17 protein-coding genes are annotated in these 19,132 nt (G+C 74.1%); 7 read left to right on the top strand and 10 right to left on the bottom strand.

Annotation, left to right across the window (positions count from 1 at the left end; translation table 11 throughout):
- Window positions 1-729, top strand: coding sequence for a helix-turn-helix transcriptional regulator (locus tag O7604_RS13235; protein WP_281579758.1), 729 nt, complete (start codon window positions 1-3; stop codon window positions 727-729).
- Here O7604_RS13235 and ung read toward each other — a convergent pair.
- Window positions 718-1,416 (bottom strand): uracil-DNA glycosylase, encoded by a 699-nt coding sequence (ung, locus tag O7604_RS13230; RefSeq protein WP_194801536.1) that lies wholly within the window; start codon window positions 1,414-1,416, stop codon window positions 718-720. The two genes, O7604_RS13235 and ung, sit on opposite strands and share 12 nt — an antisense overlap.
- A gap of 182 nt (window positions 1,417-1,598) precedes the next feature.
- On the opposite strand from ung, the gene O7604_RS13225 reads away from it, so the two are divergent.
- Window positions 1,599-2,981: a lipase family protein gene (locus tag O7604_RS13225; protein ID WP_281579757.1), complete on the top strand. Its 1,383-nt coding sequence runs from the start codon at window positions 1,599-1,601 to the stop codon at window positions 2,979-2,981.
- A 1-nt stretch (window position 2,982) separates the two neighbouring features.
- Here the strand turns inward: O7604_RS13225 and tsaE are convergent, their stop codons facing one another.
- The 4 genes from tsaE to O7604_RS13205 form a co-directional block, all read right to left on the bottom strand.
- Complete coding sequence (gene tsaE, locus O7604_RS13220; protein WP_281579756.1) at window positions 2,983-3,465, bottom strand: tRNA (adenosine(37)-N6)-threonylcarbamoyltransferase complex ATPase subunit type 1 TsaE; 483 nt, start codon at window positions 3,463-3,465, stop codon at window positions 2,983-2,985.
- A complete protein-coding gene (locus O7604_RS13215; protein WP_269704046.1) occupies window positions 3,462-4,547 on the bottom strand; it encodes an alpha/beta hydrolase in 1,086 nt (361 codons plus the stop codon). Before O7604_RS13215 ends, tsaE begins: the two co-directional genes overlap by 4 nt.
- Window positions 4,544-5,662, bottom strand: a complete 1,119-nt coding sequence (alr, locus tag O7604_RS13210; RefSeq protein ID WP_281579755.1) for an alanine racemase — start codon at window positions 5,660-5,662, stop codon at window positions 4,544-4,546. Before alr ends, O7604_RS13215 begins: the two co-directional genes overlap by 4 nt.
- Window positions 5,663-5,746: 84 nt before the next feature.
- Window positions 5,747-7,216 (bottom strand): NAD(P)H-hydrate dehydratase, encoded by a 1,470-nt coding sequence (locus tag O7604_RS13205; RefSeq protein WP_281579754.1) that lies wholly within the window; start codon window positions 7,214-7,216, stop codon window positions 5,747-5,749.
- A 217-nt stretch (window positions 7,217-7,433) separates the two neighbouring features.
- Between O7604_RS13205 and O7604_RS13200 the strand changes: the two genes are divergently transcribed.
- Both O7604_RS13200 and O7604_RS13195 read left to right on the top strand, forming a co-directional pair.
- The gene (locus O7604_RS13200) at window positions 7,434-7,736 is read left to right on the top strand and encodes a type VII secretion target (protein WP_281579753.1); all 303 of its coding nucleotides are present in this window, start codon (window positions 7,434-7,436) and stop codon (window positions 7,734-7,736) included.
- On the top strand, window positions 7,733-9,355 hold the full coding sequence (locus tag O7604_RS13195; RefSeq protein WP_281579752.1) for an alpha/beta hydrolase: 1,623 nt from the start codon (window positions 7,733-7,735) through the stop codon (window positions 9,353-9,355). Before O7604_RS13200 ends, O7604_RS13195 begins: the two co-directional genes overlap by 4 nt.
- Before the next feature lie 65 nt (window positions 9,356-9,420).
- Here the strand turns inward: O7604_RS13195 and glmS are convergent, their stop codons facing one another.
- On the bottom strand, window positions 9,421-11,334 hold the full coding sequence (gene glmS / locus O7604_RS13190) for a glutamine--fructose-6-phosphate transaminase (isomerizing) (RefSeq protein ID WP_269704041.1): 1,914 nt from the start codon (window positions 11,332-11,334) through the stop codon (window positions 9,421-9,423).
- 272 nt (window positions 11,335-11,606) lie between these two features.
- Here glmS and O7604_RS13185 point away from each other — a divergent pair, with 272 nt between their 5' ends.
- Genes O7604_RS13185 through O7604_RS13175 form a run of 3 tightly spaced genes read left to right on the top strand, consistent with a single transcriptional unit; the run spans window position 11,607 to window position 15,071 of the window.
- On the top strand, window positions 11,607-12,578 hold the full coding sequence (locus tag O7604_RS13185) for an MmpS family transport accessory protein (RefSeq protein ID WP_281579751.1): 972 nt from the start codon (window positions 11,607-11,609) through the stop codon (window positions 12,576-12,578).
- A gap of 31 nt (window positions 12,579-12,609) precedes the next feature.
- Window positions 12,610-13,797, top strand: coding sequence for a pyridoxal phosphate-dependent aminotransferase (locus O7604_RS13180; protein WP_281579750.1), 1,188 nt, complete (start codon window positions 12,610-12,612; stop codon window positions 13,795-13,797).
- Window positions 13,794-15,071 (top strand): beta-eliminating lyase-related protein, encoded by a 1,278-nt coding sequence (locus O7604_RS13175; RefSeq protein ID WP_281579749.1) that lies wholly within the window; start codon window positions 13,794-13,796, stop codon window positions 15,069-15,071. The genes O7604_RS13180 and O7604_RS13175 overlap by 4 nt, the downstream gene beginning before the upstream one ends.
- 56 nt (window positions 15,072-15,127) lie before the next feature.
- Here the strand turns inward: O7604_RS13175 and glmM are convergent, their stop codons facing one another.
- From glmM to O7604_RS13155, 4 genes are all read right to left on the bottom strand, one after another.
- Window positions 15,128-16,483: a phosphoglucosamine mutase gene (glmM, locus tag O7604_RS13170; protein WP_073828911.1), complete on the bottom strand. Its 1,356-nt coding sequence runs from the start codon at window positions 16,481-16,483 to the stop codon at window positions 15,128-15,130.
- A 117-nt stretch (window positions 16,484-16,600) separates the two neighbouring features.
- Complete coding sequence (rpsI, locus tag O7604_RS13165) at window positions 16,601-17,065, bottom strand: 30S ribosomal protein S9 (RefSeq protein WP_018784602.1); 465 nt, start codon at window positions 17,063-17,065, stop codon at window positions 16,601-16,603.
- Between the two features lie 20 nt (window positions 17,066-17,085).
- On the bottom strand, window positions 17,086-17,529 hold the full coding sequence (rplM, locus tag O7604_RS13160) for a 50S ribosomal protein L13 (protein WP_013288574.1): 444 nt from the start codon (window positions 17,527-17,529) through the stop codon (window positions 17,086-17,088).
- Between the two features lie 209 nt (window positions 17,530-17,738).
- Window positions 17,739-19,106, bottom strand: coding sequence for a nitrate/nitrite transporter (locus O7604_RS13155; protein ID WP_269704037.1), 1,368 nt, complete (start codon window positions 19,104-19,106; stop codon window positions 17,739-17,741).
- Window positions 19,107-19,132 lie beyond the last annotated feature (26 nt).

The following is a 19,132-nucleotide window of genomic DNA, read 5'->3' as shown; positions in this document are numbered from 1 at the left end:
ATGACGGAGAGTCGCCTCGTTCGAGAGGTCGCCCGCACTCTGCGGCGGGAGCGCGAACAAGCAGGGCTGACGCAGCAGGCGCTGGCCGCCCGGTCCGGGCTCGGTCAGGCCGCCATCGCCCGGATCGAACGCGGCGACCGGCTGCCGAGCCTGACCACCGCGGAACGCCTGCTCGCCGCGCTCGGCCGGCAACTGCGGATCGAGATCGAGCCGCTGGACAGCCACCTCGACGCCGCGCTGGACGAGATGGCCGGGACGGTGCTTGCCGAGCGGATCGAAGATCTCCGGCTGGACCGGCTCATGGGCGCGTTGGGCGACCTGCCGTACGTGCTGTCGGGCGGCATGGCGGCACTGCTGCAGGGCGCGCCGCTGCCGGTGGACGCGGTCGAGATCGCGGTGCGCTGGCGGGACTCGCCGCAGTTCAGCGCGCTCCTCGATCGGATCCACGCGCAGCGCTGGAACGCCCGATGGCAAGAGTGGGGCGGCATCCACACGGAGCCCGAGGAGCCGGGCGAGCACCGTTGGCTGACCCGCTACGGCGAACTACGGGCCCGGATGTGCGACGAACTGCCCGAGCCCATCGAGGTCCGCCTCGGTGACCGCACGTACCCGGTCGAGCCGCTGGTCGAGGTGGAGGTGACCGACCGGCGTACGGCCGAACTGCTGCGCCGCCATCGTCGGCGCCTCGCCGAGGCGGCGGGCGAGGCGCCGGGCGGGTCAGCCGGCTGAGCGCTCCCAGTCGATGGTGGGCAGCCCCGCGTCGGCCAGCGCCTTGTTCGCAGCGCTGAACGGGCGGCTGCCGAGGAAGCCGCGCGGGTTCATCGGGCTCGGATGCCCGGCCTCCAGCACCACGTGCTGCGGGTTGGTCACCAGCGCCGCCTTCTTGCGCGCGTAGCCACCCCAGAGCAGGAAGACCACGCGCTGGTCGAGCGCGTCGAGCGCCCGAATCGTGGCGTCGGTGAACTCCTCCCAGCCCTTGTTCGCGTGCGAGCCGGGGGTGGCCTGCCGGACCGTCAGCACCGAGTTGAGCAGCAGGACGCCCTGCGCGGCCCAGCCGTCGAGGTTGCCGCTGCGCGGCTTCGGCACGCCCAGGTCCTCGCCCAGCTCCTTGAAGACGTTGCGCAGCGACGGCGGCACCGCCACCCCCTCGCGCACGCTGAAGCTCAGCCCGTGCGCCTGGCCCGCCTTGTGGTACGGGTCCTGCCCGAGGATCAGCACCCGGGTGTCGGCCGGCCCGCACAACCGGTAGGCGGAGAAGAGGTCCTCCAGCGGCGGGAAGACCGTGGCGGTCGCGTACTCCCGGGTGACGAACTCGGCCAGCGCGGCGGTGCGGGCCGGGTCGAGGTGGGGGGTGAGCACGGCACGCCAGGCCTCCGGCAGCAGCGCCGGCAGGTCCAGGGTGGGGGCGTCGGGCATCGGCAACCTCTCCTCGTCGGGTCGCCATCTTCATACCAGCCGCAACCGACACTCCCCGGCGGTGGCAGGGCCGGGCACTGGACGGGAAAAGTTACCGGGACGTAACCTACTGGCAAGTTACTTACGCCACACCCTCACTGCTAGCTTGCATCCACCACCATCGATGCTCGCTAGGAGTGCCCGTGAGCAGGAGAAACACCCGTCCCCGCACGCCCTCCACCGCCCTCTCCCCCCGCCGCACGATCGGCCTCCGGATGTTGGCCGTCGCCGCGGCCGCAGCCACCTACCTGGCCGCCTCCGGCGCGGGCGCGGCCGCCGACAGCACCACGCCCGTGGTCTCCCGCGGCGTGACGATCCCCGCCTTCTACCACCCGCCCGCCGACCTGCCCGCCACCAACGGCACGCTGATCCGTACCGAGCCGTTGCCGCTCGGCCTGAGCATCCCCGGGCTCGACGGCCGCCCGATGCCCGGCACCGCCACCCGCCTGATGTACCGGTCCACCGACTCCAACGGCCGGGCCGTCGGCGTGACCGGCGCCTACATCGAACCGTCGGCGGCGTGGCGGGGCACCGGACCGCGCCCGCTGGTCGCCGTCGCCTCCGGCACCATGGGGCAGGGCGACCAGTGCGCGCCCTCGTACGCCCTGCAACACCCGCTCACCCTCACCGGCGACACCCTGTCCGTCGGCTACGAGGCCCTGGCCATCTACCGCCTGCTCGCCACCGGCGCCGCGGTCGTCGTCACCGACTACGTCGGGCTGGGCGCGACCGACCGGCTGCACACGTACGTCAACCGCCTCGACGAGGGCCGCGCCCTGCTCGACGCGGCCCGCGCCGCCCGCGCGGTGCCGGGAGCATCGGTCACCGCCCAGTCCCGCGTCGGCCTGTACGGTTACAGCCAGGGCGGCGGTGCCAGCGCCGCGGCGGCCGAACTCCAGCCCACGTACGCACCGGACGTGCCGCTGGCCGGAACCTACGTCGGCGCGCCGCCCGCCGACCTGACCGCCGTCATCGCGGGCATCGACGGCAGCGCGCTGGCCGGGGCGCTGGGCTGGTCGCTCAACGGCTTCGCCCAGTCCGACCCGGCGGTGCGGGACGTCATCCAGGCGAACATCAACGACGCCGGCCGGGCGGCGCTCTCCGACACCTCGACCATGTGCGTCGGTGACGCGATCCTCCGGTACGCGTTCACCAAGAGCAGCAGGTGGATCACCGGCGGCCGGTCCCTCACCGCCGTCATCGCCGCCTCGCCCGAGGCCCAGGCCGTCCTCGACCGGCAGCGCATCGGCACGCTCAAGCCCACCGGCCCGGTCCGCGTGGCGACAGGCGTCCAGGACGACATCGTGCCCCACCGGCAGGCCCGCCAACTGGCGGTCGACTGGTGCCGCAAGGGCGCCAACGTGACCTACCAGGCGGTCAGCCTGCCCAACCTCGGCGACAAGCTCCTCACCAACCACCTGGCGCCGCTCATCACCGATCAGGGCGACGCGGTGGCCTGGCTGACCGACCGGCTCGCCCGGCGCACCGCCTACTCCAACTGCTGGACGATGCCTCTGCAGCCGTAGCTCAGGACAGTCCGGCGACCCGGGCGGCCCAGTCGCCACCGACCGGTTCCAGCGTGACCGCCCGGGTGTCGTCGTCGCGGCGGTCGATGCGTACCCGCAGGTGCGCGTCGACCAGCTGCTCGACCATCCCCTCACCCCACTCCACCACAGTGACCGCCTCGTCGACCGAGGCGTCCAGGTCGAGGTCGTCGATCTCCGCGCGCGGGTCGGCGGCCTCGCCCAGGCGGTACGCGTCGGCGTGCACGAGCGTCACCCGGCTGCCCCGCGCCGGGTCCGGCCGGTGCACCCGGGCGATGACGAAGGTGGGCGACGTGACGTCCCCGCGTACGCCGAGGCCGGCGCCGATGCCCTGGGTCAGCGCGGTCTTGCCGGCGCCGAGCGGGCCGCTGAGCAGCAGCAGGTCACCGGCCCGCAGCACACCTGCCAGCCGCCGCCCGAACTCGTGGGTGTCGTCGACGGTCTTCAGCTCCACGACCACTGTCATAGCGAATCCAGGAACCTCTCCAGCGCCGCGTTCACCTCGTCGGCGTGCTCCAGCATCACCACGTGCCCGCTGTCGTTGATCTTCACGAACTCGGCGTGCGGCAGCCGCCGGACGATCTCCTCGGAGTGCGTCACCGGCGTGATCATGTCCTTGTCCCCCACGATCACCAGCACCGGCGTGCCGGCCAGCGCCGCGAGCGCCGGGAACCGGGAGTGGGTGGCAATCGTCCGCAGGTAGCGGGTGACCGTGTCGGCCGAGGTACGCGAGTTCATCATCTCGACGTACGACACCAGGGCCGGGCTCGGCTTCGACGTGCCGAAGCCGTACTTGCGGGTCAGCAGCCAGGCCACGTTCGAGGTCGACCGGCGCGCCCTGTCGATCACGGTGCCGCCGTACCGGGTGGCGTTGCTCATCATGTAGAGCACCGGCGAGCCGACGCGGCCGAGCAGCGCGGGCGCCACCAGCTTGGTCTCCGCCGCCAGCCCGCCGGAGGTCGCCATCAGCACGGTGCCGACCACGCGGTCACCGAACATCTCCGGGTACAGCTCGGCCAGCGCCATGATCGTCATGCCGCCCATGGAGTGCCCGACCAGCACCAGCGGACCCTCCGGTGCCACCTCGTCGAGCACCCGGCGCAGCGTGTGGCCCAGCGCGGTCAGGTCGTACTCGCCGCTCTCCAGCCGGCCGGAGCTGCCGTGGCCCGGCTGATCGTACGCGACCACCCGGTAGTCGCCGCGCTCGGCGAGCCGCTTGCGCTGGAAGTGGAACGTGCCCATGTCCAGGCAGAACCCGTGCACCAGCACCACCGTCGGGTGCCCGGCCACCGGCCGGGTCGGCTCGACCACCTCCACGTGGATGTCGGTGCCGTCCGGCATCTCCAACCGGTACGCCTCGTCGTAGCGCTGCTCGCCGAAGACCTCGCCGGCGTACCTGTCGGTGGGGTCGTTCTTGAGCCGGCGGACCAGCACCCGCTCGCTGACCACGCCCGCCGCGAGCCCGGCGGCGGCCACACCGACGGCGGCGCCGACCAGCCCGGCGACCTTGCCGGCGGCGGTACGCGGTCGCGGCAACCGGACACTCATGCGCGCTCGCCGTCGTAGACGCGGGGCACGCGCACGCCGCCGAAGCGGGTCACGATCTCGTAGTTGATGGTGCCGACCGCCTCGGCCCAGTCGTCGGCGGTGGGCTCGCCGTCCGCGCCGCTGCCGAACAGCGTCACCACGTCACCGGCAGCCACCTCGTCGTCGCCGCAGTCGACCACGAACTGGTCCATGCAGACGCGCCCGGAGATGGTCCGGCGCTTGCCGGCGAGGTGCACCGGGCCGGTGTTGGAGGCGTGCCGGGGCACCCCGTCGGCGTAGCCGAGCGGCACCACGGCAAGGTTCGCCTCCTGCTCGGTCAGGTAGGTGTGCCCGTAGGAGACGCCGGTGCCGGCCGCGACACGTTTGGTGAGCATCACCCGGGCACGGGCGGTCATGGCGGGACGCAGACCGAACTGCTCGCCCGCGACCGGCGACAGGCCGTAGACGGCGATGCCGGGCCGGACCAGGTCGAAGTGGGTGTCCGGCCGGGTCAGCGTGGCGGCCGAGTTGGCCAGGTGCCGGTAGCGCGGACGCAGTCCGGCGCGCGTCACCATCTCCAGCCCTTCGTGGAACACGGCGAGCTGGCGGTCGGTGGTGGGGTGGCCGGGCGAGTCCGCGTACACGAAGTGGCTCCACACGCCGACCACCTCGACCAGGCCGTCCGCCTGGGCCTTCGCGGCGGCCTCCAGCAGCGCCGGCCAGTCGGCGACGGTGGCGCCGCCCCGGGCCAGCCCGGTGTCGATCTTGAGGTGCAGCCGGGCCGCGCGGTCCGCCCGGCGGCTCGCCTCGATCATCTCGTCGAGCTGGGTGAGGCTGGCGCAGCCGAGGTCGACGCCGACGGTGATCCCGTCGTGCAGCGGCAGGCCGGGGTCGAGCAGCCAGGCCAGAACCGGCGCGGAGATGCCCGCCTCACGCAGCCGCAGCGCCTCGTCCAGCGTGCAGACGCCGAGCTGGTCCGCCCCCGCGTCGAGCGCCGCCCGGGCGGCGGGCACCATGCCGTGGCCGTAGCCGTCGCCCTTGACCACCGCCATCAGCTCGGCGCTGGTGCCGGCCTTGAGCCGGGTCACGTTCTCCCGGATCGCGTCCAGGTCGACGCGCACCTCCGACTGCCACATGTCCTCAGCCTACTTCCGTCAGTGATCATCAGCGCCGTGAGCCGTGCGGGCGGTGCCCGCCGCCACCGGGCGCCGCCGCCCGGATCAGCCCAGCCGGGCCAGTACCGGACGCAACGCCGCCGCCACGTCGGGCGCGGTCACCGGGCCGCCGCGCGCCGCCTCCCGGCCGGCCAGCCCGTGCAGGTACGCCGCCGCGGCGGCCGCCCGCTCCGGGGCCAGCCCCGCGGCGAGCAGCGAACCGAGCAGCCCGGCCAGTACGTCGCCGGTGCCACCGGTGGCGAGCACCGGGGTGCCGGTCGGGTTCACGTACGCGCGGCCGTCGGGCGTGCCGATGACCGTGCGGTCGCCCTTGAGCAGCACCACCGCGTTCATCCAGGCGGCCAGCCGCAGAGCGGCGGCGACCCGGTCCTCCCCCGGCATCTCGCCGCAGAGCCGGGCGTACTCCCGGTCGTGCGGCGTCACCACGATCGGCGCGTCCCGGCCGCGCAGCCGGTCGGCCAGCTTGCCGTCGACGAGCAGCGTCAGCGCGTCGGCGTCGAGCACCACCGGCACCGGCGCGGCCAGCACCGCGCGCAGCTCGGCGGCGGAGTCCTCGCCGGTGCCGAGCCCGGAGCCGCAGACCCACGCCTGCACCCGGCCCGCGTCGGCGACCCGGCCGGTGGCGATCACCGACGGGTGCTGGTGCAGCACCTCGTCCTTGGCGCTCCCGGCGTACCGGACCAGGCCGGTGGGGCCGGCGAGCGCCCCGGCGACGGAGAGCACCGCGGCGCCGGGGTAGGTGGCCGACCCGGTGGCCACGCCTACTACGCCCCGGGTGTACTTCTCCGACGACGCGCCCAGCGCCGGCCACCAGTCGGCCACGTCCGTCTGCTCGATCACCTGGAGCGCCGGGGTGCCGCGCAGCCACGGCGTCAGCCCGATGTCGACCAGCTCGACCTCGCCGGCCAGCTCGGCGGCGGGACCGACGACCAGTGCGGGCTTGAGCGCGCCGAAGGCCACGGTCACGTCGGCGCGGACCGCCCGGGGCCGCCCGGCGTCGGTGAGCGGGACGTGGCCGGTGTCGACAGCGACGCCGCTCGGCACGTCGACAGCGACCACCGTGGCGGGCGTGCCGTCGCGCCCGCGCTGCCCGGTCAGGCTCGCGGCCAGCTGCTCGGCGGTCTCGCGCAGCCCACCGGTGCCGCCGATGCCCACGATGCCGTCGAGCACCAGGTCGACAGTCGCGGGCGGCCGGTCGGCCACGCGCCCACCGGCGGCGCGCAGGGCGGCCAGCCCTTCGGCGTGCGCCCGGCCCGACGTGAGCAGCAGCGCGGTCACCGCCGCGCCCCGGCGGGCCAGGTGCGCGCCCGCGTACAGGGCGTCACCGCCGTTGTCGCCGGACCCGGCGAGCACCAGCACCCGCGCGCCGTAGACCCCGCCCCGGTCGGCGAGCAACAACGCGCAGCGACGGGCCAGCCCGGCCGCGGCCCGCTGCATCAGCGTGCCGGGCGGCAGGGTGGCCATCAGGCCCGCTTCCGCCGCGCGAACGTCGGCGACCCGCCACACCCGTCTCATGCCACCCCGCTCCGTTCGTCGCGCCCGGCTCAGCTTCCGCCCGCGGCTCCCCCGATCACGGCCTCACCCTACCGGCGGTACGCGCCTCCGACCGGCCGGCGAACCAGCCCTGTGGACAACCCGGCACGTTGTCCACAGGGGTCGGCGGCCACCGTCGGCTGCCGCCTAGCGTCCCGGTGACCGGAGCCGGCCGGTGGCGCCGGGCGAGGGAGGTCACGTGGTGGAGAGACCGTTCGACGTCGACCCGGAGCTGCTGCGCACGGTGGCGCGTGAGCTGGCCGACGACGCGTACCGGCTGGCTTGCGGGCCGGGCGCCGCGCCGGAGTCGTTGCTGGTGGTGGCACCGGAGGGCTGGCGATCCGGTGCGGCGCTGGCCGACCTGGAGGCGGCGGTGCGGCGCTGGTCCGGCGCGCTCGGCGCCCGGGTGGCCGACACCGCTCAGGCGTTGCGCCGTGGCGCGGACGGCTACGAGGCGGTCGACGAACGCGCCGCGCGCCGCCTCACCGGGGTGCTGCGGTGAGCAGCGGTCCGGCCGGCTCCGCCGACGTGCCGGTCGGTTACGCACAGCTCTGGCGGGCCGATCCGGGTGCCTGGCCGGCCGCCGGAACGGGGTGGCGAGACCTCGCCGGGCCGGTACGGCAGCGCGCCGACGCGCTCACCGCCCGGATCGGCGCGCTGCGGCCCGGATGGTCGGGCGCGGCCTCGGCGGCGGCGCAGCGGCGGATCGGGGACCTGCGGACCGACCTCACCGACGTGCTCCCCGCCCTGCTCGAGGTCGACCAGGTGCTCGCCGAGTTCGGTGCCCGGCTGGGCGCGGCCAAGGCCCGGCTCGGCGCCGAGGTGGCCCGCGCCGAGTCCGGTGGCCTGCTCGTCGGCCGCACCGGAGCGGTCCGGCCCGACCCGGCCCGGCCGATCGCGCAGGCCGGACCGGCGGTCGTGCACGCGCGGGCCGGGATCCGGGGTGCGCTGACGCTCGCCGGCGCCGCCGATCGGGAGGCGGCGGGCCGGCTGGCGGAACTGGCCACCGCTGCGGTACGCGGCTGGGTGAGCGTGCCGCCCGCGTACCGGCCCGGGCCCGGCGCCGGGCCGGCCGAGGTGAGCCGCTGGTGGGCCGGCCTGAGCGCGGCCGAGCGGCGCTGGCTGGTGGGGCGGGAACCGGACCGGATCGGTCGCCTCGACGGGCTTCCGGCCGCCGCCCGGGACCAGGCGAACCGGCTGCTGCTCGGTGACCGGCGGGAGCGGTTGCTCGTCCGGCGGCTCGCGCTGCTGCACCCGCTTCCGGCCGGGCCGTTGGAGGCGTCCCGCCGGGTCCGGCTCGCCGCTGTCGAGGCGGCGCTGCGCGGGCTGGACGGGCTCACCGAGCGGCTGGCCGCGGGCGGGACGCCCCGGGCGTACCTGCTGGGGCTCGATCCGGCCGGGGACGGCCGGGCGGTGGTGGCGCTCGGCAACCCGGACCGCGCCGCCTCCGTGCTCACCTACGTCCCGGGTATGACCTCGGATCTCGCCGACGCGCCGGCCGAGCTGGGCCGGGCGGCCCGGGTGTTGCAGCGGTGCACGGCGCTCGGGCCGGGCGAGGAGGCGGCGGCGGTGCTCTGGCTGGACTACGACGCGCCGGACTTCCTCACCGAGGCAGCCGGCACCCGGCAGGCCGAGGAGGCCGGCCCGGCGCTGCACCGGTTCCAGGACGGGCTGCGGGCCGCGCACGAGGGTCCACCGTCGCGGCAGACGGTGCTCGGGCACAGCTACGGCTCGCTCGTGGTCGGCGCCGCCGCCCGCGACCACGGATTGAGCGCGGACGCGCTGGTCTTCGTCGGCTCACCGGGAGTCGGGGTGGATCACGCCGCCGACCTGCGGATGCCGGCCGGCCAGGTCTGGTCGTCGACCGCGCCGGACGACGTGATCCGGCTGGCCCGCCCACCGGACGACCTGGCCCGCCGTGCGCTGCTCGCGGGTACGCCGCTGGGTCCGGCACTCACCGCGCTCGACCCGCACGGCGAGCGGCTCTGGTTCGGCGCCGACCCGAGCGCGCCGGGCTTCGGCGGGCGGCGCTTCCCGAGCGCTCCGCACGGCCACACCGGCTACTGGGATCCGGACAACCCGGCGCTGGACGGCATGGCCCGGATCGTGCTGGGCCGGTGAGCAGGCCGGAGACGGCACGGTCCCGCCACCCGTCGTGCGGGTGGAGGGACCGTGGACGAGATCGGCTACTCGACGGTGACCGACTTGGCCAGGTTCCGGGGCTGGTCGACATCGTGCCCACGCGCGGCGGCGATCTCGGCGGCCAGCACCTGCAACGGCACCGTGGTCACCAGCGGCGCCAGCAGCGTCGGCGTACGCGGCACATAGATCAGGTGATCGGCGTAGCGGACCACTGCCTGGTCGCCCTCCTCGGCGATCACGATCGTGCGGGCGCCGCGGGCGCGTACCTCCTGGATGTTGGAGACGACCTTGTCGTGCAGCATGCCCCGGCCGACCGGCGACGGCACGATGCAGATCACCGGCGTGCCCTGGTCGATCAGCGAGATCGGGCCGTGCTTCAGCTCGCCGGCGGCGAAGCCCTCGGCGTGCATGTACGCCAGTTCCTTGAGCTTCAGCGCGCCCTCCAGCGCCACCGGGTAGCCCACGTGCCGGCCGATGAACAGCACCGTCGGCTCGGACTTCAACTCGCGCCCCAGCTCGCGCACCGGCTCGATCCGGTCCAGCAGCTCCCGCAGCTTGCCCGGCATCTCCTGGAGCTGGGCCACCACCGCGCCCACCTCGTCGGCGAACTTGATGCCGCGCACCTGGGCCAGGTGCAGGCCGATCAGGTAGCACGCGACGACCTGGGTGAGGAACGCCTTGGTGGAGGCGACAGCGATCTCCGGGCCGCCGTGGGTGTAGAGCACGGCGTCGGACTCACGCGGGATGGTCGAGCCGTTGGTGTTGCAGATGGCCAGGACGCGGGCCTTCTGCTCCTTGGCGTGGCGCAGCGCCATCAGCGTGTCCATGGTCTCGCCGGACTGCGAGATCACCACGATCAGCGTGGAGCGGTCGAGCACCGGGTCGCGGTAGCGGAACTCGCTGGCCAGTTCCACCTCGCAGGGGATGCGGGTCCAGTGCTCGATGGCGTACTTGGCGACCAGGCCGGCGTGGTAGGAGGTGCCGCAGGCGACGATGAAGATCTTGTCGACGTCGCGCAGGTCCTGCTCGCTGAGGCGGACCTCGTCGAGGGCGATCTCGCCGGTCTCGGTGAGCCGGCCCAGCAGCGTGTCGGCGATGGCCTGCGGCTGCTCCTCGATCTCCTTGAGCATGAACCAGTCGTAGCCGCCCTTCTCGGCGGCCGACGAGTCCCAGTCGATGTGGAAGTCCGTGCCGCTCGCCGGCTGACCGTGGAAGTCGGTGATGTCGATGCTGTCCGGGGTGATCAGGACGATCTGGTCCTGGCCCAGCTCGACCGCGTCCCGGGTGTGCTCGATGAACGCGGCGACGTCGCTGGCCAGGTAGTTCTCGCCGTCGCCCCGGCCGACCACAAGCGGCGAGTTGCGCCGGGCGCCGACCACCGCGCCGGGGATGCCGGCGTCGACGGCGAGCAGTGTGAACGCGCCCTCCAGGCGCCCGCAGACCACGCGCATGGCGGCGGCGAGGAGCGCCGGGCTGTCGGTCTCACCGGCCGAGCGCAGGTCGGCCAGCGCGCGGGCGATCAGGTGCGCGGCGCACTCGGTGTCGGTGTCGCTGGCGAACTCGACACCCTCGTCCTCCAGCTCGGCGCGGAGCTTCGCGAAGTTCTCGATGATGCCGTTGTGGATCACCGCGACGCGGCCGTCCGGGGAGAGGTGCGGGTGGGCGTTGCGGTCGGTCGGGCCGCCGTGCGTGGCCCACCGGGTGTGGCCGATGCCGGTGGTGCCGTCGCCGATGCCGATCGGGCTGGCCGCGCAGTCCTCGGGGTTGTCCGCCGCGCGCTCGGAGAGAACCTTCTCCAGGTTCGCGAGCTTGCCGGCCTTCTTCTCGGTCAGCAGCTCGTCCTCGCAGACAACGGCGACACCGGCCGAGTCGTAGCCGCGGTATTCGAGACGCCGCAGTCCGTCAAGCACGATGCCGAGCGCCGGGCGCGCACCGGCGTAACCCACGATTCCACACATGGTCCGCAGCCTAACCGAGTTTCGCTCATCGTGCGTGCTCGGAAGTCCGGTTAACGATCACTGAATTTGAGCGAACCGAGCGTCGGGGTTGTCATTACCGGACATAGCACCATCCAGGCCGTTCCACCCGTCCCTACCGGTTCGGGACGCGGGACGCGGAGCACCGGCCGGTACCGCACGGCTGGCCGTCACCGCCTACATTGAGGCCGGGCGCCGTCCCCAGGGCCCACCGTTCCGCGGTCGTCCGCGCCGTACCCCTGTGAGCTGAGCCCATGTCCGAGACGACCCCCGCCCCCGAGCCGGTCTCCGGACCGGCCGACCCGACCGCCGCGCCGGCCACGCCGCAGCCCTCCACCTGGACGCCGCCGGACCCGCTGGCCGCCCCGCAGCCGTGGACACCGCCCGAGCCCTGGTCGCCGCCGCCGGCTCCGAGCCCGTGGGCGGCCCCCGGCCCGGAGAGCGCGTCCGCCGGGACCGGTCTGGCCACGCCACCGGGCGGTGCGGAACCGCCGGTGGGCGAACCGGGCTGGGCCGCTCCGGCCGACCCGGCCGCCGCGCCACGCCCGGCGGTCCCACCCGCCTCCGCCGCCCCGTACGTCCCCGGTACGCCCGGGTGGCCGTCCCCGTCCGGCGTCCCGGACGTCGCGGCACAGCCGGCCTACCCGCCCGGCCCCTATCCACCAGGGCCCTACAAGACCGGCCCCTACCCGCCCGGGCCCTACCCGCCGCCGTACGCGTATCCGGGCATGCCGCCGCGCCGCAGCGGCGGCGGCTGGGTGGCCGGCCTGGTCATCGGCATCGTCACCGTCCTCGCGCTCATCGTCTGCGGCTGCGTCGGGCTGTCCTTCCTCGGCCGGGCCGTGGGCGAGGGGACGGCCTCCGGCGAGCGGTACGACGGCCCGGTGTACGGCGAGCCCGACGGGTGGGCCGACGAGCCCACCCGTGCCCCGGCCAGGCCGGTCACCACCCCGTCCGGCGGGCCCGGCAGGTTCACCGTGCTGTACGAGGTGACCGCCACCAACGGTGAGGCGGAGGTGCAGTTCTACGACGCGGACGCGAACTTCCACCAACCCGGCGCCGTGGACACCCCCTGGCGGCTGCGCTTCACGGCGAACGACCGCGAGCGGGTGCAGATCATCGCCAGCCCGGTCGAGTCCGGCGACGTGACCTGCCGGATCACCGTCAACGGCAAGGTCGTCTCCACGGACTCCGGCCAGTACGGCGCGACCTGCTTCGGCTGGTGAGCAGTCGGCGGCGGGCCGTAGGCTGGCCGCCGTGACGACGACCGATCCCCTGGTGGCCCGGATGCGGCCGTTCGGCACCACCGTCTTCGCCGAGATGTCCGCGCTCGCAGTACGCACCGGCGCGGTCAATCTCGGGCAGGGCTTCCCGGACACCGACGGCCCGCCGGAGATGCTCGCCGCCGCGGCCGAGGCGCTGCGCACCGGGCACAACCAGTACCCGCCCGGCCCGGGGATCCCCGCGCTGCGGGCCGCCGTCGCCGAGCACCAGCGCCGGTTCTGGGGCCTGGAGTACGACCCGGACGGCGAGATCGTGGTGACGGCCGGCGCCACCGAGGCAGTAGCGGCGAGCATCCTCGCGCTCTGCGAGCCGGGCGACGAGGTGATCTGTTTCGAGCCGTACTACGACTCGTACGCCGCCTCGATCGCGCTCGCCGGTGCGGTCCGCCGCCCGGTGACGCTGCGGCCCGGCGCTGACGGCCGGTACGCGTTCGACCCGGACGAGCTGCGTGCCGCGTTCGGGCCGCGTACCCGGATGGTGCTGCTGAACTCGCCGCACAACCCGACCGGCAAGGTCTTCACCGCCGGCGAGCTGGCAGTGGTCGCCGAGCTGTGCCGGGAACACGACGTGTACGCGGTCACCGACGAGGTCTACGAGCACCTGGTGTTCACCGACGCCGCCGCGCCGCACGTACCGCTGGCCACGCTGCCGGGCATGCGGGAGCGGACGCTGCGCATCTCGTCGGCCGGGAAGACGTTCTCCTGCACCGGCTGGAAGGTCGGCTGGGCGAGCGGGCCCGCGCCGCTGGTGGCCGCCGTGCTGCGGGTGAAGCAGTTCCTGACGTTCGTCAACGCCGGGCCGCTGCAACCGGCGGTGGCGGTGGCGCTCGGGCTGCCGGACGCCTACTTCACCGGTTTCCGGGACGACATGCAGCGCCGGCGGGACCAGCTCGCCGCCGGGCTCGCCGACGCCGGGTTCGGCGTGCTCGCACCGGAGGGCACCTACTTCGTCACCGCCGACGTCACGCCGCTCGGCGGCCGGGACGGGGTGGAGTTCTGCCGGGCGCTGCCGGAGCGCTGCGGCGTGGTGGCGGTGCCCACGCAGGTGTTCTACGACGACGTGGAGGCCGGCCGCCGGCTGGTCCGGTTCGCGTTCTGCAAGCGACCCGAGGTGCTGGCCGAGGCGGTGACCCGGCTGCGCCGGCTCCGGGAGGACGGATGAGCGAACGCACCGAGCGCAGCGAGGGCCGTGAGCGCATGCCCAGCCGGCACCGCATGCGCGAACGCACCGAGCGCAGCGAGGGCCGTGAGCGCATGCCCAGCCGGCACCGCATGCGCGAACGCACCGAGCGCAGCGAGGGCCGTGAGCGCATGCCCAGCCGGCACCGCATGAGCGACGGGCAAGCCGAGCGGCAGCGCCGGTTCGCCGCCCAGCGCGGCTGCGACACGATGCTGTCCGGCGTACGCCCGGCCTCCGTGCCGGAGCAGCTCGCCGCGCTCGGCGCGGCGGCCGGGGACGACCTGCCCGACCTGTACGGCGAGGGCGGACCGGTCGCGGAGCTGGAGCTGCGGGTCGCCGAGCTGCTCGGCGCGGAGGCCGCCGCGTTCTTCCCGTCGGGCACGATGGCGCAGCAGGTGGCGATGCGGCACGGGGCGGAGCTGACCGGCCGGGCCGGCGTCGGCCTGCACCCGCTCAGCCACCCGCTGACCCACGAGCGGGACGCGTACGCGCTGCTCACCGGCGTACGCGCGGTGCGCACCACGAGTGCGCCGCGCAACCCGACGGCGGACGAGGTGGCGGCGCTCGACGAGCCGATCGGCACGCTGTTCCTGGAGTTGCCGCTGCGGGACGCCGGGTTCGTGCTGCCGACCTGGGACGAGCTGGTCGCCGTCGTCGCGGCGGCACGCGCCCGCGGCGCCCGGGTGCACTTCGACGGGGCCCGGCTCTGGGAGTCCACAGTCCACCTCGGCTACTCGCCGGCCGAGATCGCGGCGCTGGCCGACAGCACGTACGTCTCGTTCTACAAGTCCCTGGGCGGCATCTCCGGGGCGGCGCTGGCCGGCGACGCGGAGCTGATCCGGTACGCCCGTGCCTGGCGGCACCGCTACGGCGGCACGCTGTTCCAGCAGTGGCCGGCGGCGCTCGCCGCGCTCGCCGGGCTGACCCGGGAGCTGCCCCGCCTCCCCGGGTACGTGGCGCACGCGAAGGTGGTCGCCGAGGCGCTGGCCGCCCTGCCCGGCGCTCGGGTCCACCCGACGCCGCCGCACACCCACCAGTTCCGGTTCTGGCTGCCGTATCCGGCGGCGGTGCTGGACGCGGCGAACCTGGCGCTGGCCGAGGAGGAACGCGCGTGGTTCGCCGGCGGCTGGCGGGACACCGAGGTGCCCGGGCTGGCGTTGGCCGAGGTGACGGTGGCCGGGCCGGCCCAGGAGCTGGACGCCGACGCGGTGGCCGACCTGGCCGCCCGCTTCCTGCGCCGGGTCCAGGCAGGCTGACCGCCGGTCCGGGCGAACTGACCGGCGGGTGGCGGGAGCAGGCGGCCCCGGGTCGGTCAGGCGACCGGGCTGGCGGTGCGGACCTGCTCGGCGATGCGCTCGGCGACCTCGCGCGCGGTGTCCTCGGTGGCCGCCTCGACCATGACCCGCACCAGCGGCTCGGTGCCGGAGGGGCGCAGCAGCACCCGGCCGGTCTCGCCCAGCTCCGCCTCGGCGCGCTCGACCTCGGCCCGGACGGCGGGCGCGGCGGCGCCGACGGTACGGTCGCCGACCGGCACGTTGATCAGCACCTGGGGCAGCTTGGTGACCACGGCGGCCAGCTCGGCCAGCGAGGTGCCGGTCGCGGCCATCCGCGCCATCAGGTGCAGGCCGGTCAGCACGCCGTCGCCGGTGGTCGCGTACGCGGGCAGCACGATGTGCCCGCTCTGCTCGCCGCCGAGCGCCAGGCCGGAGGCGCGCAGCTCCTCCAGCACGTACCGGTCGCCGACCTTGGTCTCGACCAGCCGGATGCCGTGCTCGGACATGGCCAGGCGGAGACCGAGGTTGCTCATCACGGTGGCGACCAGGGTGTCCTGGGTCAGCTCGCCGGCGTCCCGCATGGCCAGCGCGAGGATCGCCATGACCTGGTCGCCGTCGACCTCGTCGCCGTCGGCGGTGACCGCCACGCAGCGGTCGGCGTCGCCGTCGTGGGCGATGCCCAGGTGGGCGCCGTGCTCGACCACGGCGGCGCGCAACGCGTCGATGTGGTTGGAGCCGCACTCGTCGTTGATGTTGAGCCCGTCCGGCTCGGCGTGGATGGCGATCACCTCGGCGCCGGCCTCCCGGTAGGCGACCGGTGCGACGTCGGCCGCCGCGCCGTTGGCGCAGTCGACCACGACCTTGATCCCGTCGAGGCGGTGCGGCACGGTGCCGACCAGGTGCTGCACGTAGTGGTCGGCGCCGTCGAGGAGGTCGTTGACCCGGCCCACGCCGGCGCCGATCGGGCGCTTCCAGGCGGTGGTGGCGTTGGCCTTCACCGCCTCCTCGATCCGCATCTCGATCTCGTCGGGCAGCTTGTGCCCGCCGGCGGCGAACAGCTTGATGCCGTTGTCCGGCATCGGGTTGTGCGAGGCGGAGAGCATCACACCCAGGTCGGCCTTGATCTCGGCGGTGAGGAACGCCACCGCCGGGGTGGGCAGCACGCCGACCCGGACCACGTTGGCGCCGGCGCTGGTGAGCCCGGCGACCACCGCCGCCTCCAGCATCTCGCCGCTGGCCCGGGTGTCCCGGCCGACCACCGCGAGCGGCGGATGGCTCTTGTCGGTCTCGGCCAGCGTGTGGGCAGCGGCCACCGCGACCGCCAGCGCCAACTCCGGGGTGAGATCCGCGTTCGCCCGCCCGCGTACGCCGTCCGTGCCGAACAACCGGCCCATACCCGCCAACCTCCGTGGAACTGCTGATGAGAGGAGAGAAACGCGGAACGGCCGGTCCGCCTCCCGGAAGGGGAGGCGAACCGGCCGTCCGTCAGAAGTACAAGACGCTTGTGGTGATCAGCGCTTCGAGTACTGGGGAGCCTTGCGGGCCTTCTTGAGGCCGTACTTCTTGCTCTCCTTGACCCGGGCGTCACGGGTCAGGAAGCCGGCCTTCTTCAGGGCCGGGCGGTCGTCGGGCTCGCTGACGATCAGCGCCCGGGCGATGGCGAGCCGCAGCGCGCCGGCCTGGCCGGTGGTGCCGCCGCCACGCAGGTTGGCGATCACGTCGAACGCCTCGGGCTTCTCGGCGGTGACCAGCGGGTCCTTGATGAGCTGCTGGTGCACCTTGCTCGGGAAGTAGGCCTCGAGGTCGCGGCCGTTGCAGGTGATCTTGCCGGTGCCCGGAACGATCCGAACCCGGACGATGGCTTCCTTGCGCCGACCCACGGTCTGGATCGGGCGGTCACCACGGGGCGCGCGCGCGACGGGCGCCGGCGCCTCGGTGGCCTCGGGGGCGACCTCGGTGGCGGTGATGTCGGTCATGCTGCTTCCTTCGCCCGCGCTCACTGCGCGATCTGCTTGATCTCGAACGGCACCGGCTGCTGCGCGGTGTGCGGGTGCTCGGCACCGGCGTAGACCTTCAGCTTCTTGAGAAGCTGACGGCCCAGCTTGTTGTGCGGGAGCATGCCCTTCACGGCCAGCTCGATGGCCCGCTCGGGCCGCTTGGTCAGCAGCTCGTCGTAGCCGACCCGCTTCAGACCACCCGGGTAACCGGAGTGGCGGTAAGCGACCTTGGTCTGGCGCTTGTTGCCGGTCAGCGCGACCTTGCCCGCGTTCACGATGACGACGAAGTCGCCCGTGTCGACGTGCGGCGCGAAAGTCGGCTTGTGCTTGCCACGCAGGAGCGTGGCGGCGTGGGTCGCCAGGCGGCCCAGCACGACATCAGAGGCGTCGATGACGTGCCACTGACGCTCGATCTCACCCGGCTTCGGGCTGTACGTACGCACAGGTCTACCTTGTCTCGTCGTCGGTCTGGGGTCGCGCGCCGAGGTGACCAGGAGTTCCCAGCCGGACCAGCGCGCACGAACGACCAAGCGTACCTGATGCGGCACGCCTAAGAATGTCGTACAACAGCAGGCAACGATACCCGGCCGCCCTGCGGCAGGTCAAAACGGGGTCGCGCCGCGCGTGGCCTGCGCGTTCGTCATGGCACAGGTCACACGCCGACCAGCGTACGCGGCCCGGGACGCAGGTAGACCACCCAGGTCACCAGGAAACAGAGCGCGTACCAGCCGATGAAGGCCAGGTAGGCCGCGTCGGCCGTGCCAGAGGCCAGGAACGACTGCCGGAACGCCACGTTCACCAGCACCCCGCCCGAGGCGCCGACCGCCCCGGCGATGCCGATCACCGCGCCGGACAGGCGCCGGGCCCGCCGCTGCGCCGCCTCCGGGTCGCCGGTCAGCTCACTCTCCGCGACGGCCCGGGCCCGGAAGATCGCCGGGATCATCTTGTACGTCGAGCCGTTGCCGATCCCGGAGAAGACGAACAGCGCCAGGAACCCGGCCAGGTAGAGCGGGAAGGACCGCTCCCGGGCCGCGTACAGCACCAGCCCGGCCCCGGCGGCCATCGCCACGAAGTTCCAGAACGTCACCCGGGCCCCGCCCAGCCGGTCGGCGAGCTGACCGCCGACGGGCCGGATCAACGAGCCGATCAGCGGGCCGAGAAAGGTCAGCCAGGCCGCGTCGACGGGCGTCGGGAACCGGTCGTGGAACTGGAGCTGGAGCACCTGACCGAAGGCGAAGCCGAAGCCGATGAACGAGCCGAACGTGCCCACGTAGAGCAGCGACATCACCCAGGTGTGCGGGTCGCGGGCCGCCGCGCGCAGCGCGCCGGGCTCGTTGCGCGCCCCCGGCACGTTGTCCAGCCACCGCGCCGCGGCCAGCGCGGCCAGCACGATCAGCGGCAGGTAGACCGCCGGCACCAACCGGGGGTACGCGGCACCGGCGGTCGCGAGCACCGCCAGCCCCACCAGTTGCACGGCCGGTACGCCCAGGTTGCCGCCGCCGGCGTTGAGCCCCAGCGCCCGGCCCTTGAGCCGCTCCGGGAAGAACAGGTTGATGTTCGCCATCGACGAGGCGAAGTTGCCGCCGCCGACGCCGGACAGGCAGGCCAGCACCATCAGCGTGGCGTACGACACCCCGGGCTCGATCAGCACCGCCATCGGCACCGCCGGCACCAGCAGCAGCAACGCGCTCACGATGGTCCAGTTCCGGCCGCCGAACCGGGCCACCGCCAGCGTGTACGGCAGCCGCAGCACCGCGCCCAGCGCCGCCGGCACGGCGGTGAGCAGGAACTTCCCGGCCGGGTCGATGCCGTACTCGGGGCCCAGGAACAGCACCGTCACCGACCAGAGGCTCCACACGGAGAAGCCGACGTGCTCGGCGAAGATCGAGACGTACAGGTTGCGCCGGGCGATCCGGGCGCCGCCGGCGGCCCAGAACGCCGGATCCTCCGGCCGCCATTCGGTGAGCCGTCCGGCCGTGCCGGCAGGCGGCGTCGTGGGTGCGGAAACGAGCGTGCTCACGGGCCACTCCTCCTCGTCGATGACGA

The organism is Micromonospora sp. WMMA1947, assembly GCF_027497355.1.
Lineage (GTDB): Bacteria > Actinomycetota > Actinomycetes > Mycobacteriales > Micromonosporaceae > Micromonospora.
This window is presented reverse-complemented; position numbering and strand designations above follow the sequence as displayed.

Excerpts from the sequence above, each read along its gene's own strand:
- O7604_RS13205 (WP_281579754.1), bottom strand. The coding sequence starts at position 7,216 with ATGAGACGGGTGTGGCGGGTCGCCGACGTTCGCGCGGCGGAAGCGGGC.
- O7604_RS13235 (WP_281579758.1), top strand. The coding sequence starts at position 1 with ATGACGGAGAGTCGCCTCGTTCGAGAGGTCGCCCGCACTCTGCGGCGG.
- glmM (WP_073828911.1), bottom strand. The coding sequence starts at position 16,483 with ATGGGCCGGTTGTTCGGCACGGACGGCGTACGCGGGCGGGCGAACGCG.
- glmS (WP_269704041.1), bottom strand. The coding sequence starts at position 11,334 with ATGTGTGGAATCGTGGGTTACGCCGGTGCGCGCCCGGCGCTCGGCATC.
- tsaE (WP_281579756.1), bottom strand. The coding sequence starts at position 3,465 with ATGACAGTGGTCGTGGAGCTGAAGACCGTCGACGACACCCACGAGTTC.
- O7604_RS13185 (WP_281579751.1), top strand. The coding sequence starts at position 11,607 with ATGTCCGAGACGACCCCCGCCCCCGAGCCGGTCTCCGGACCGGCCGAC.
- alr (WP_281579755.1), bottom strand. The coding sequence starts at position 5,662 with ATGTGGCAGTCGGAGGTGCGCGTCGACCTGGACGCGATCCGGGAGAAC.
- O7604_RS13175 (WP_281579749.1), top strand. The coding sequence starts at position 13,794 with ATGAGCGAACGCACCGAGCGCAGCGAGGGCCGTGAGCGCATGCCCAGC.
- O7604_RS13215 (WP_269704046.1), bottom strand. The coding sequence starts at position 4,547 with ATGAGTGTCCGGTTGCCGCGACCGCGTACCGCCGCCGGCAAGGTCGCC.
- ung (WP_194801536.1), bottom strand. The coding sequence starts at position 1,416 with ATGCCCGACGCCCCCACCCTGGACCTGCCGGCGCTGCTGCCGGAGGCC.
- rpsI (WP_018784602.1), bottom strand. The coding sequence starts at position 17,065 with ATGACCGACATCACCGCCACCGAGGTCGCCCCCGAGGCCACCGAGGCG.